Raw genomic sequence first — 14,982 nt, 5'->3', positions numbered from 1 at the left:
GGCGCTGTTCAACCAACTGGCGCGCTACGACAACGGGTTCTTTTCCGGTTTCGACTACGTGCTGTTCGGCGGCGAGCTGGTGGACCCCGAGTCCGTTCGGTTGGTGCGCCAAAACGGGCCGCGTCATTTGTTGCACGTCTACGGCCCCACCGAGACGACCACCTACGCCAGTTGGCACCCGGTTCGGGAAGTGGCCCCCGACGCGGACAACGTGCCCATCGGCCGTCCGATCGCGAACACCTCGCTCTTCGTACTGGACCGGGCCCTGCGGCCCGTTCCGTTGGGCGTGCCCGGCGAACTCTACATCGGCGGTGCCGGGCTGGCACGCGGGTATCTGGACCGTCCGGCCTTGACCGCCGACCGGTTCGTACCGAACCCGCTGGCGGGACCCGATGATCGTGGTTCGCGGCTCTACCGGACCGGCGATTTGGTGCGCCGCGACGCCCAGGGCGATATCGAGTTCCTGGGCCGTGTCGACCACCAGGTCAAAATTCGCGGGTTCCGGATCGAGCCTGGCGAAATCGAGTCGATCCTGTTCAAACACGCCGCAGTGGACGAGGCCGTCGTAGTTGTGGCGCGCGATACTTCCGAGAATGCACCGGCCAGCGCCAAACGCTTGGTCGCCTACGTGCAGCATGCCGCAGACCACGCGCCGACGGCGGCCGAGCTGCGCGCCTGGTGCGAAGCCCACCTGCCGCCGCATATGGTGCCCGCCCTGTTCGTGGTCTTGGCGCAGTTTCCGCTCAATCCCAACGGCAAGGTCGACCGGGCCGCGCTGCCCGAGCCGATCGAAGCTCCCAAGGATTCGCTCGATCAGGCACCTCGCGACGAAATCGAGCGCCTGTTGACCGAGATCTGGGCCGATGCCATGGGGCGGCCCCAAGTGGGCATCCACGAGAACTTCTTTGAATTGGGCGGCGATTCGCTGCTCTCGATCCGTATCAAGGCGGCCGCCCGCGACGCCGGCCTCGACTTCCCCCTTCAGGAAATCTTCGAGAGAGGAACCGTCGCGGGTCTGGCCGAGGGCATTCGCACCCGCGCCACCACCCCCGAAGCTTCGGTCGGCCAACCCGACGGTTCCGCCGTGGACACTTGGAGTGAACCGTTCGTCTTGGTTCCCGAACTCGATCGCGTGCTGTTGCCGCAGGGCCTCGAGGACGCCTTTCCCATGAGCCAGCTCCAGTTGGGCCTGATCTACCACGGTGCCTACGAACAGGACCCCGGACTGGCGCACTACCAAATCGTGTTGATCTATCGGGTGGATCAGCCCTTCGATCGTTCGGCGATGCGCGCCGCCCTGGGCCGCGTGGTCGCCAATCACGGTATGCTTCGCACCGCCTTCGATCTCGACACCTTCGCGGAACCGATGCAGTTGGTTTACCGCGAAGCCGAACTCCCCCTGGCCGTCACCGACATTTCCGCCGAACCCGACCGCGAAGGCTGGCTGGCGACCTGGATGACCGCCGAGCGCGAGCGCCCCTTCGCCTGGGACCGCCCACCGCTGGCGCGGCTCCATTGCTTCACCCACGGCTCGGACTCGTTCCACTTGGGCCTGACGTTTCACCACGCCGTTATGGACGGTTGGAGCGACGCGGCACTGCTGCGCGAGCTGCTGGACATCTATGGCCAGATTCGCCTGGGTCTCGAACCCGGGATGCAGCCGCCGGACCTTAGCTACCGCCGCTTCGTGGAACTCGAGCGGGAAGCCATGGCCGACCGCGCCCAGCGCCTCTTCTGGCACCGCCAGGTAGCCGACCTCGAACCGGTTCGCCTGGGTGAGGATCGCGACGACCACGGCGAGGGCGTGCGCGATCTGTACCTTTCCACCGAGGTCTCGGCCGGCCTGCACCGCCTGGTGCGGCGCACGGGCGCACCGCTGAAATCCGTCCTGTTGTCGGCCTACCTCGAAGTGCTGCGGCGATTGCAGGGTGGGGAAGAGGTCGTCGCGGGCCTGGTCACCCACGGTCGTCCGGAAGAACGGGACGGCGACCGCATCATCGGATTGTTCGTCAACATGCTGCCGTTGCGCTTCACCGCACCACGGGGCTCCTGGCTGGAGATGGTCCAGGCCGCCCACGACGCCGAGCAGGCTCTGGCTCCCCATCGCCGTTTCCCGCTGGCCGCGGTCATGCGGCACCGCGGCAATCGACCGCTCTACGACGCCGTGTTCAACTTCACCCATTTCCACCTGGACGCCGAAAACCAGGCCGAGGATCAAGGAGTGGTTCCGGTGATGGGTAGCGGCGACACGCACTTTGCGTTGCTGGCCAATTTCGGCATGGAACCCGGGTCCCGCATCATCACGGCCCACCTGCGCTATGACCGCGGACGTATTGCGCCGGCGCTCGCCCACGAGATCGGCTGCCTGACCGAAGAGGTGCTGCGCACCATGGCGACGGCTCCGGAAACCTCGGTACGTGCCTTCAGCGCCTCGACCGCACGCGCCCTGATCCCGGCTTGGACTCGGCTGGAAGACTCGCGCGCGGTGCGGCGTGACCCGCTGGATCGGTTCCGCGACCAGGTCGCCGCCAATCCGGAGGCGACCGCCCTGATCTCCCGCGATGAAAACATGAGCTACCGGGAGCTAAGTGCCTTCGCGAACCGCATCGCCCATGGCCTGAAGTCGCGAGGGGTGTGCCGCGAGCGACCGGTGGGTCTGTGCCTCGACAGTGGGTGTGCGCGTGTTGCCGCGGTGCTGGGTATTCTCGGCGCGGGTGGCTTCTATGTGCCGCTCGATCCCGAATACCCGCCCGAGCGGCTGGCCTTCATGGTCGAAAATCTCGGGATTCGCCACATCGTAGCCGAACCGGCCTACTGCGACCGTTTTCCGGTGGATGTCGCCACCCTGGAACTCGATGAATGGGTGGCGGGCCAGCCCGAAACCGCGCCCGAGGCCGCCTTCCTGCCCGACCAATTGGCCTACGTCATATTCACCTCGGGTTCTTCGGGCCGACCCAAGGGCGTCGCCGTCACGCGTGACAACATCGAAACCCTGATCGACGGTCAAAACTACATCGAGCACAGCAGCGACCAGGTATATGTGCAAAGCGCGGCTTTCAGCTTCGATGCCACCACTTTCGAGATCTGGGCGCCCTTGACCACCGGCGCGCGCCTGGTGCTGCCCACGGCCGATGAGCGCCACGACCTCCCACGGACCCTCGTCGACCACGGTGTCACGGTCCTGTTCGTCACCTCGCGCCTGTTCGACAGCCTGGTCGAAGATCACCTCGACGCCCTGCGCGGTTTGCGCTACATCCTCACCGGCGGTGAGGTGCTGGCACCCGAATCGATCGCCCGGCTGCTGCGCGAGGCGCCCGACGTGTGCCTCGAGGCCATGTACGGCCCCACCGAGACAACCACGTTCACCAGCGCGGGCGACCTGAGCCGGATTTGGTCCGGCGAGGGCCCGATTCCGCTCGGCCTGCCGCTGCACCACACGGCGATCTACGTACTCGACGAAGACCTGAACCCGGTCGCGCCCGGTCTTCCGGGTCAGATCTACATTGCCGGTGCTCGGTTGGCGCGCGGCTACTGGGGCGCGCCGGCACTCACGGCAGACCGTTTCATACCCAATCCCTTCGCAGTCGCTGGCCAGGTCGGATCGCGGCTCTACCGGACCGGGGACCGCGCCGCCTTCGTCGACGGCCAGCTCCAATTCCTGGGGCGCATGGACCGCCAGGTCAAGATTCGCGGGTTCCGGGTGGAGCCAGGCGAAGTGGAACGCGAGTTGTGCGCCCACGATGCCGTGACGGCTGCCTACGTGGCGGTCGAACGCGACGGGGACCGCGCCCTGCTGGCCGCCTGGGTGGCGATTGGCGATGTCGACCTCGACGGGGCCGCCCTGCGGGCCTGGTTGAGCGACCGCCTGCCGGCGCATTTGGTGCCTGGCGCCATCCAGGTCATGGACCAATTCCCGCTGACCCTCAACGGTAAGTTGAACAAGGTCGCGCTCCCGAAAATCCTGGTGGCGGACATCCGCGACGAGCAAGCCTACGAAGCGCCGGATGGCGCCATGGAACGTCTGTTGGCCGCAACCTGGTGCGATCTGTTCGACCTGGCCCGCGTTTCCCGACACGAGCACTTCCTGGAACTGGGCGGTCATTCGATCACGGCCACGCGCCTCATCGCCCGCTTGCGCCGGGTACTGGATGCGGACGTTCCCGTGCGGTTGGTATTCGAACATCCCACCTTGTCCGAGCTGGCATCGGCCCTGGAGGCGCGTGGACTCACGGCGCCTGCCGAGGCCGCACGGTCCGAACGCGAGCCCGAGATTCCGGTCGTCCCACGCGACGGTGCGCTGCCGCTTTCGTTCGCTCAGGAGCGATTGTTCTTCTTTGAGAAGGTGCACGGCGGCGAGACGCCGGTCTTCCTGTTGCCCGAGGTCTTGGAACTGCGGGGCCCGCTCGATGCCGATCTGTTGGAACGCGCATTTCTGCGGGTTGTCGCCGAACAGGAAAGCCTGCGTACCCGCTTCGAGGAACGCGACGGCCAACCCTGCCAAACCATCCTATCGGAAGTGGCTTGGCACCTGGACCACCGCGATCTGAGCGAGACTGCCGAGGATGTGGTAGCCGAGTTGGTTCGCGACCTGTGTCACCGGCCCTTCAGTCTCGACGAGGTGCCGCTGTTGCGGGCACATCTGCTGCGCTTGGCAGAAGATCGTCACCTGCTGGTCGTCGTCTTTCACCATATCGTGGCCGACGGCTGGTCGATGGAATGCTTCCGGACCGCATGGACGGCCCACTACGCCGCCTTGGCTGCCGGCCACCATGTGCCCGCCGATCCGCCACGGCTTCAGGTCGCCGATTTTGCCGCCTGGCAACGGGCGCGTTGGGACCAAGGCAAGGCGGCCGACGACATGGCCTGGTGGGCCGATCGCCTTGCCGACCTGCCGCTGCTCGATCTGCCTGCCGATCGGCCCCGTCCGGCGGTGCTCAGCCACCGCGGTGCCGTGCTTCAAACACCCATGTCCGCCGACCTGACCCGGCGGATCCACGACTTCGCCCGCGAGCGCCAAGTCAGCGTCTATGCCGTCTTGTTGGGGTGCTTTCATGCGCTGTTGGCGCGACTCACCGGTTCTCGCGACGTGGCCTGCGGCATTTCTACGGCCACGCGGCCGAGCGTCGCGTTGGAACGCCTGTTGGGTTGTTTCGTCAACCTGTTGGTGGTGCGAACCGACCTGCACGACAACCCCGACTTCGGACGAATCGCGACCCGTGCCCAGGCCGCCATTCAGGATGCGCTCACCCACGCCGAGGCGCCCTTCGAGAAGGTGGCCGAACAACAGGGCGGCGCCCGCGACCTCAGCCGCCACCCGTTGGTGGGCACCCAGTGCGTCTATGTCAGCCCCCGCGAGGAGGGACACGGCCAAGTCGGCGATCTACCGTTCGAACTGGGACCTTATGCTTGGGATGGCGTGGCCGCCACCCGCAACGACTTGACCTTTCTCTTCCGCGACGACCCCGACGGCCTCCATTTGGTCGTGGAGTACAACGCCGATCTCTTCGACGAGGCTACCGCAGCCGGGTTCGTCACTCGGTACCAGGTTCTGTTGGAAGGCGCCCTGGCTCAACCGACCGACGCGTTGTCGCGCTTGCCGCTGCTGACCGAGGCCGACCGCGCCGTCATCGAAACTCAGAGCACCCATCATATCCCCTTGCCGACCCAGGATCTGGCTGCCATGTTCGCGGCCAAGCTGGCGGATCGGCCCGATGCCGTCGCCGTGGAAATGGCGGATGGCAGCCAGGCGCTGACCTATGCCGAACTCGATGCCTGGTCGCGCTCGATCGCCGCCGAATTGGTTCAGCTCGGCGTCGGTTTGGAAACCCCGGTGGGCCTGTGCCTTGCCCACGGTCCCGGCCTGGTGGCCGCCGTTCTGGCCGTCATCCGCCTCGGTGCCGTCTACGTCCCGCTTCCACCCGACGCGCCCGCCGAACGCCTGGCCTTCATGATCGGCGACTCGGGCATGACCGCGATTCTCACCGATGGCGATCATGAAGATCGGCTGCCCGCCTTCGAACTCAATTTCGTGTCCCTGCTGTGCATCGAGGAGGCGACCGAACCCGCCCTCAACCTGCCGGAGCCGTGCATCGACGGCGACAACCTGGCCTACATCGTCTATACCTCGGGGACGACCGGCCGGCCCAAGGGCGTACAAATCACCCATGACAACGTCAAGCGCTTGGTCTGCGACACCGAGTACGTCGCGCTCCGGCCCGGCGACGGTGTTGCGCTGGCCTCCAACATCGCCTTCGACGCGCTGACCTTCGAACTCTGGACCGCCCTGCTTCACGGGGGACGCCTGGTGGCGCTCGACAAACAGCTTCTACTCGATGCCGACGCCCTGCGCGCGGTGATCGAGCAGCGCCGCATCGATGCCCTGTTCACCACCACGGCGCTGTTCAATCAATTTGCCCTGCATCGGCCCGATCTGTTCGCCGGCATGCGCTACGTGCTGTTCGGCGGCGAGCTGGTCGATCCCAAATCGGTGGCGGCGATCCTGCCGCAGGGACCGGAACGCCTGCTGCACGTCTACGGACCTACCGAAACGACCACGTTCGCAACCTGGCAACCTCTGACCGAGGTGCCCGCCGACGCGCGCAATCTACCGCTTGGCGGCCCCATCGCCAACACCGATTTATGGTTGCTGGATCCCGAGTTGGAACCCGTTCCGTGCGGGGTGACCGGGGAACTCTACATCGGCGGCGAGGGCCTGGCTCGGGGCTATCTCGACCGGGCCGATCTCACCGCCGAGCGTTTTGTGCCCCATCCGTTCGCGTCGCGTCCGGGTGCGCGTCTGTACCGAACCGGCGACCTGATGCGCCGTCTTCCCGGCGGGGCCCTCGAGTTCGTGGGTCGCGTCGACCACCAGGTCAAGATTCGCGGGTTCCGCATCGAACCGGCCGAGATCGAGGCCGCCCTGATGGCCATGCCCGAGGTCTCCGGCGCCCTGGTCAGCGTGGTTCGCGATGACGATGGCACCGGCGCCAAACGTCTGGTGGCATGGCTGCAGGTGGACGCCCACGAACTGGACGCCCGCACCGCCCGCGACGTACTGGCCGAGCGCCTGCCGGACTATATGATTCCCGTGGCCTGGTCGGTGACGGCGCGGTTCCCTCTCAACGCCAACGGCAAGATCGACCGCGCCCGTTTACCCGAGCCGGTGGCGTTGGTCGCCCTCGATACCGGGGAAGCGGCACCCCTGTCGCCCTTGGAACGACGCCTCGCCGAGGTGTGGGCCGAGGTCCTGCACCGGCCCCACGTGGGCGCCGACGAATCCTTCTTCGATCTGGGTGGCGACTCGCTGTTGGCGATCCAGGTCAAGGCCAAATCGGCCGAACGCGGCATGGACTTCCCGTTGCGCCACCTGTTCGACCGGCCCACGGTGCGGCAGATCGCTGCGTCGATCGAAGCCGCCGAATCGGATGGCGTTTCGACCCCGCAAACGGCCGGGGTGACCCACGAGGACGCTGAGCTGCTGCGCGGATACGAGACGCCCTTTAGCCTGCTGGACGAGGACGAGCGTGCCGGGTTGCCCGACGACGTGGTCGACGCCTATCCCATGTCGCGACTCCAAGAAGGCATGCTGTTTCACGCCGGTCTGGCCGAGGATAGCGCCATCTACCACGACGTCATCGCCTACCGCGTCGCCCTGCCGCTCGATGAGGGCGCTCTTCGCGACAGCCTGACGGCCCTGGCCGGCATCCATCCCATCTTGCGTACCTCGTTCCACCTCGATTTGGCCAAGCGGCCCCTGCAGTTCGTCCACGCGCGGGTCGACATGCCGCTGGCGATCGTCGATTGGCGCGACCACACCGATCCACAGGCGGCCTTCGACACCTTTCTGGAAACCGAAAAGCGCGTACCCTTCGCCTGGGAGCGCGCCCCGCTGATGCGCATCTTCGCCCACCACCTGGCCGAGGACCGCTTCCGACTGACCTTCTCGTTCCACCACGCGATCCTCGACGGCTGGAGCGAAGCGACCCTGTTCACGCGGCTCCTGAATGAATACCGTACCCGCTTGGCCGGTGAACCCTCGACCCTCGCGAGCGAACGGGTGCCCTACCGCGCCTTCATCGCCCTCGAACAGGCAGCCTGTGCCGACGAGACCGTGCGCGGTTGGTGGCGCGAATTGTTGGCCGATGCCGAAGCGACGTCCCTGCCACGGGCCGTTGAACCCGGATCGGCCGATGCCGATCCCCGGGTGACGATTCCGTTCAATGCCGCCGACGCTGCCGCGGCGCGCCGGTTGGCAACCGAAATGGGTGTCCCGCTCAAGACGGTGGCGCTGGCCACCCATCTCGCCGCCATCGGCTATCTCGGCGGGCGACGCGATCTGGTGACGGGGCTCGTCGCCAACGGCCGGCCCGAAGTGCTCGACGGCGAGCAAACCCTGGGACTGTTCCTCAATACCCTGCCGTTGCGTTTCGACCTGGGGACCGGGACCTGGGCCGACCTGCTGCGTCGGACGCTCGAGTTGGAGCGTGCCATGTTGACCCGTCGACGCCTACCGCTTGCGGAAATCCAGCGGATGATGGGTGCCGAGCGCTTGTTCGAGACAGCTTTCAACTTTATCCACTTCCACGTGTACGAGGACCTGACGCGCGGAGGCGGCCGCGAATTAGTGTTGGATCGCGAAGGTCACGCCCGCGCCGATTTCCCGCTGTTCGCCCATTTCGCCGTCGATCCCGACAGCGGCCGCTTGCACGCGCATCTGGAATTCGAACCCTCTCGGCTGCATCCGCGCGACGCGGCCCGCTGTGCCGACGTTTACGCCGCGGTGCTGCGCGCCATGACCGCCGACCCGCAAAGTCGCCAGGACCTGTTCGTGCCGCTGCCGAAGGAGCGGCTCGCCGATCTCGCCGCGTGGCAGCAGGGGCCGCGCCTCGACTTCGTGCCGATCCCGCTCGACCGCCAGTTTGCGGCTCAGGCTGCGCGCACACCCGAACGCGTGGCCGTGCGCCACCAGGGCCAGGCTTGGACCTACGCCCAGTTGGCGGTCGCCACTGCTGCCGTCGCCGACCGTTTGCGGGCAGCCGGTGTAGGGCCCGGAAAAAGGGTCGGCGTCTGTCTCGGGCGCGAGCCGCATCTGCCGGCCGCGCTGTTGGCGGTGATGCAGGTGGGGGCGGCCTATGTCCCGTTGGATCCCGACTACCCCGAATCGCGGTTGCGCGCCATCGCGGAGGACGCCGATCTGTGCGCCCTCATCGGGTCGCGCGCCTGGGCCGCCGACGGCCAGTTGGTCAGCGGCGCCAAGGCGGTACCGTTGATCGAACCCGTGGCGCCGCATCACGAAGCGCCCGCGGCGGTCCCTGAATGCGTCAGCATGAGCACGGCCGAGGCCCCCGCCTACATCATCTACACGTCCGGTTCTACCGGTCGGCCGAAAGGCGTCGCCATCAGTCACCGTAACGCGGCCTACCTGCTGGCCTGGGGACGTGACCGCTACAGTCGCGAGGATCTGGACGGGGTGCTGGCGGCGACCTCGGTGTGCTTCGACTTATCGGTTTTCGAGTTGTTCCTGCCGTTGTCGTGCGGCGGTGGCCTGATTCTGGTCGACAACGCGCTTGCTCTGAACGATGTGCCCGACCAGGCGCGGGTCACCCTGATCAACACCGTACCCTCGGCGATACAGGCACTACTGCCGCGGCTGGCCATCCGCCCGCGCGTCATCAATTTGGCCGGTGAACCGCTGCACCCCGAACTGGTCGACGCCATTGCCGCGCGCCTGCCCGAAACGCGCGTGTTCGATCTCTACGGACCTTCCGAAGCGACGACCTACGCCACCGGCGCCGAGCGGACGGCTCTCGCCGGGGCGACCATCGGCCGCCCGTTGGCGAACACCCGCGCCTACGTGCTGGATGCGGCGCTGCGGCCCGTGCCGCCGGGAACATTGGGCGAGTTGTACCTGGGCGGTGCCGGCGTGGTGTTGGGTTACCACGCCCGTCCGGTCCTGACGGCGGCCTCTTTCGTGCCTGACCCGTTCTCGGCGAAACCGGGCGCGCGTCTCTATCGAACCGGCGACCTGGTGCGTTGGCGCGAAGACGGGAACTTGACCTTCCACGGACGCCGCGACCACCAGATCAAGCTGCGCGGGTTTCGCATCGAGCTGGGCGAGATCGAATCCGCGCTGCGCACCTGCCCGGGCGTCCACGAAGCTGCGGTCGTAGTCCACGGCCGGGGTCCGGAAGCCCTTCTGGTGGCGCATGTGGCCGCGGACTCGGAGACGACCGCCGTCGATCTGCGGACACGACTCGCGGCGCACCTTCCGGCCTTCATGATTCCCGGCCATATCCTGATCGGGGAAAGCCTGCCCCATCTACCCAACGGCAAGTTGGATCGAGCCGCCCTACCCGCGCCGGAGGTGGAGGCCACCCGAGCCTACGCCGCGCCTCAAGGCGAGCTTGAGATCGTCATCGCTCAAGACTTCGCTCGCGTCCTGGGTCGTGACGACACCGAATCCGTCGGTCGCCACGACGATTTCTTCGAGCTGGGGGGCCAATCTCTGCTGGCCGTGCGGTTGATCGCCCGTCTTCGCGAGCGATTCAGCCTCGACCTGCCCCAGCGCCTTCTTTTTGAAAACCCCGATGTGGCCGGGCTCGCCGCCCGCATCGAGACCCTGCGTGTGGCCAGTGACTATTTGGCGCGTGGCGCCGCGGTCGACCCCGTGGGCGTCGATCCTTCCGTGAACCCCACCCAATTCGACGAGGGAGAATTATGAGTATCCAGGCTCTTTTCAATCGATTACAGGAACGCGAGATTTATTTATGGCTGGAGGAGGGGCGTCTCCGCTTTCGCGCGCCCAAGGATGCTCTGACCGCCGAGCTGCGCGGGCAAATCGGCGCCCACAAGGCCGAGATCATCGAAACCCTGTCCGCGGCGCAACAGGCCGCCGGGTCCCATGCGGCCGACGAAATGCCCGAGCGCGCCCCGCGCGATCGCGACCTCGTCCAATCCTTCGCCCAGCAGCGTCTGTGGTTCCTCGATCGGTTGGAGCCAGGCGGTACCCTGTACCACATGCCCACCGGCATGCGGCTGCGCGGGGACTTGCGCGTCGACCTGCTCAAGCGGGCCGTACAGATCGTGGTTTCGCGCCACGAAGTGTTGCGCACCACGCTCGGGCAACGCCAGGGCATGCCGGTCCAGATCGTTCACGAGCGCATGGAGGTGCCGTTCGAGGCGGTCGACCTGCGCGGTGCCGGTGAACCCGACACCCGCGAAGCGAAGGCCCGCGAACTGATCGCGGCCCACGTCGCCGAATCCTTCGACCTCGAAACCGGTCCACTGTTGCGTCTGCTGTCGATTCGGGTCGCCGACGACGAACACTTCCTCGTCGTGATCATGCACCACGTCATCGGCGACATGGTGTCCCAGCAGGTTTTCAACCGCGAGATGGTCACCTGTTACGAGGCCCTGGCGCGGGGGACCGAACCCCTTCTGCCCGAATTGGGCCACCAGTACGCCGACTACGCCCACTGGCAGCGGGGTTACTTGAGCGGCTCACGGCTGGACCGTCAAGTCGATTTTTGGCGGCGAACCTTGGCCGACATCCCCGAGTTGCGGTTGCCGCTGGCTCGCGGCGAGGTGAGCGGCAGCCATCGCGGCGCCCTCTACGATTTCCAACTCGACGCGAGTCAGGCCGAAGGGTTGGCCGAGCTGTGTCGCGCTGCGGGAACTACTTCTTTCATGGGCCTGCTGGCCGTGTTCAAGCTGCTGTTGCGACGCTTCTCCGGCCAGAACGATTTCGGTGTGGGCACCCCCATCGCCAACCGTACCCGCACCGAGTGGGAGCCGCTGATCGGCTTTTTCGTCAACACGCTCGTTCTGCGCACCGAACTCGATGGCCGGCTTTGCTTTCGCGAACTGTTGGCGCGCGTGCGGACCACTACGTTGGCCGCCTTCGACCACCAGGATCTGCCGTTCGAGAAGCTGGTCGAGGAACTTCAGCCCGAGCGCGATCGCAAGCGCACGCCCTTCTTTCAGGCCTTTTTTCTTGTCGAGGAGGGGACCGGCACGGAGGAGGCCCCGCAGGGGCTCGCCATCAGCGATCTCGATCTGTACCACGGCGTCACCAAATTCCCGCTGACCTTCGCCTTCCGCGCCGCCGGTGACGGTTGGCTGGGACGCATCGATTACGATACCGATGTGTTCGACAGCGAGGCGATCGCCTGCCTGGCGGAAGGGTTCCGCTTCCTGCTGGGTCGCGTGTTGGCGGCGCCCGACCGAGCCGTCGACGATCTGCCGGTCGCCGATGCATCGACGCTTCAATCCCTGCGGGCGGCCGCCGTCGGGCCGCGTCCCGCTTTGCCCGAACCGGCCCTGATCCACCGCGTCTTCGAGGCCCGGGCGACTCCCACCCCGGATGCCCCCGCGCTTTGGTGGCACGACACCCCGATTTCCTATGGGACCCTGAACGCGCGTGCCAATCGACTGGCCCACCATCTGATCGCCTGCGGGGTGACCGCCGACCAACCGGTCCTGCTGGCCATGTCGCGCTCGCCGGAACAGGTGATGGCGATACTTGCGATCCTCAAGGCCGGCGGCACCTACGTGCCCGTCGACCTGGATTGGCCCGCGCGCCGCATCGATGAGGTGCTGCATGAGGTAGGTGCATTGGTTGCGATCGGCGACGGCGACGGCTTGGGGCGCTTGCCCGCCTCCGCCCACCTGCTGGAAGTCGCCATCGACGCATTGACCGACGAGCTGGCCGGATTGCCCGACCACGATCCGGCCCTACCGGTTTGTGACGATCAATTGGCCTACGTTATGTTCACCTCCGGTTCGACCGGTAGACCCAAGGGCGTGGCCGTCACCCATCGCAACGTGGTGCGGTTGGTATGGGACACCGATTACGTACCGCTGGACGCGAACACGCTGACGTTGCAACTGGCGCCGATCAGTTTCGATGCGTCGACCTTCGAGCTTTGGGCCCCATTGCTCAACGGCGGCGCGGTCTCGTTGTTCCACAAACCGTTGCCGGATCACGACGACCTGGCCGCGGCTTTGGCGCCATCCGGCGCCCGTCCCGCGATCCAGACCCTGTGGCTGACGGCCTCGTTGTTCAACCAGATCATCGACGAGCGACCCGAGATACTGACCGAGGTGCGCTACCTGCTGGCCGGTGGCGAGGCTTTGTCGCCGACCCATGTACGCCGCGCCTTGGCCCTGCTGCCGAATACCCGCCTCGTCAATGGCTACGGCCCGACCGAGGCGACCACCTTCAGCCTGTGTTGGTCCGTGCCGCGTGCGTTTGCGGCGAACCAGACCTCAGTCTCCATCGGCCGTCCCATCGCCCACGGCGAGGCTTGGGTCCTCGACGGAGCCATGCAGCCCGTGCCGGTAGGCGTGCCCGGAGATCTCTTTATCGCTGGTGAAGGCCTGAGTCGCGGTTATCTCGGCCGCCCGGCCCAGACCGCCGAGGCCTTCGTACCGCATCCCCACGGACCGGCAGGGGCGCGCCTGTACCGCAGCGGCGACCGCGCCGTGATTACCCCCGATGGTTCGATGCGTTTCCTCGGCCGGGCCGACGATCAGGTCAAGCTGCGCGGGTTCCGGATCGAGCCCGGCGAGGTGGCCCACGCGTTGCGCGGGCTCGCCGGGATACGCGAAGCGGTGGTGCGAGTCCACGGTTCCGGCAGCAAAGCCCAATTGGTGGCCTGGGTCGTCGCCGACGACCGGCTCGACATCCGTCAGGTAGTGCACGACCTGCGCGAGTTGCTGCCCGCCTACATGGTGCCCAGTGCGATCCTGAGCCTCGACGCCCTGCCGCTGACCGCCAATGGGAAACTCGATCACCGGGCCCTGCCCGCGCCGGGTCAGGCCCGCACCGGGGAACCGGTCGCGCCGCGAGACTGGATCGAACAGAGTCTTTGCGCGCTCTGGTCCGAGTTGTTGGCTTTGCCCCGCATCGGCATTCACGATCATTTCTTCGAACTGGGCGGTCATTCGCTGATGGCGGTCCAGTTGGTGGGTCGTCTCGGCGGGCTGTTCGGCGTGCAACTTCCGGTGGGGACCGTGTTCGAGGCTCCTACCGTGGCCGAACTCGCCAAGCGCATCGAGGCCCAGCGTCTCGAGGAGGAAAGTGGTTTGCCGGCCTTGATGGCGACCGTCGGCAACCGACCCGAGGATGCCTGCCCGCTTTCCTTCGAGGAGCAGCGCCTGTGGTTTATCGATCGCTACGAGACCGATTCGGCGGCGTACAGCATTCCCATGGCGGTACGCCTCAGCGGGCACCTGGATGTGGCGGCCATGGAAACCGCGTTGGGTCATCTGGTCGAACGCCACGAGGTGTTGCGCACCCGTTACCTGGAGCGCGACGGTCGGCCCCATTGTGTGGTGGAGGCACCTTACCGGCCACGCATCGAAGTCCTGCATCCGGCGGGTAACGATTTGGCCGTGCGCGAAGCCACGGCCGTGGCCGCTTATCGCGAGGACGCCGCCCGCCCCTTCGATTTGAGCGCGGGCCGGCCGATGCGGATCCAACTCTTCGTGTTGGACGATCACGATCACATCCTTTACTTGAACCTACATCACATCGTGACCGACGGTTGGTCGATGGCGGTGTTGTTCGACGAACTGGGCACCTGTTACGCCGCCGCGCAAATGGGTGAACCGCCGCGCCTGGAACCGCTGCGCCTGAACTACCGGGACTATGCCTGGTGGCAACGCCAGGCTCTGGAAGGTGCCTCACTGGAGAAGATGCTGGATTGGTGGCGTGGCAGCGTCGGCAGCCATCCGCCGGTGGTGGATCTGCCCACGGACATGCCGCGCCCGCCGCGCCGGGCCTATCGCGGTGCCCAATGGCCCATCGCCCTGGACGCCGAGCTGAGCGACCGGCTGGCCAAGCTGGCCGTGGCGCGTGGCACCAGCCTGTACATGGTGCTGTTGGGCGCCTTCTCGCTGCTGCTTCAGCGTCGCACCCATCAGGACGACTTGATCGTGGGCATGCCGATCGCCAACCGCCCCGATCCGGCCCTGGAGAGT

At 66.5% G+C, this 14,982-nt stretch carries 2 protein-coding genes (both running past the window's edge); both read left to right on the top strand.

Annotated elements, in window-relative coordinates; genetic code table 11:
* A protein-coding gene (locus tag J3U87_RS07775) for a non-ribosomal peptide synthetase (protein WP_237382470.1) crosses the window boundary here: on the top strand, window positions 1-10,720 show its 3' portion. Its footprint begins 2,327 nt before the window's first position; 10,720 of the gene's 13,047 nt are visible here — the last part of the coding sequence; its start codon lies off the left edge, out of view; the stop codon is at window positions 10,718-10,720.
* Window positions 10,717-14,982: the 5' end (the start) of a non-ribosomal peptide synthase/polyketide synthase gene (locus J3U87_RS07770; protein ID WP_237382469.1), read on the top strand. The gene runs 21,963 nt beyond the window's last position; only the first 4,266 of its 26,229 coding nucleotides appear in the window; its start codon is at window positions 10,717-10,719; its stop codon lies off the right edge, out of view. Before J3U87_RS07775 ends, J3U87_RS07770 begins: the two co-directional genes overlap by 4 nt.

Source organism: Sulfidibacter corallicola (assembly GCF_017498545.1).
Taxonomy (GTDB): Bacteria; Acidobacteriota; Holophagae; order Acanthopleuribacterales; family Acanthopleuribacteraceae; genus Sulfidibacter; species Sulfidibacter corallicola.
The sequence above is the reverse complement of the archived record's forward strand: the minus strand, read 5'-3'. Positions and strand labels throughout refer to the sequence as shown.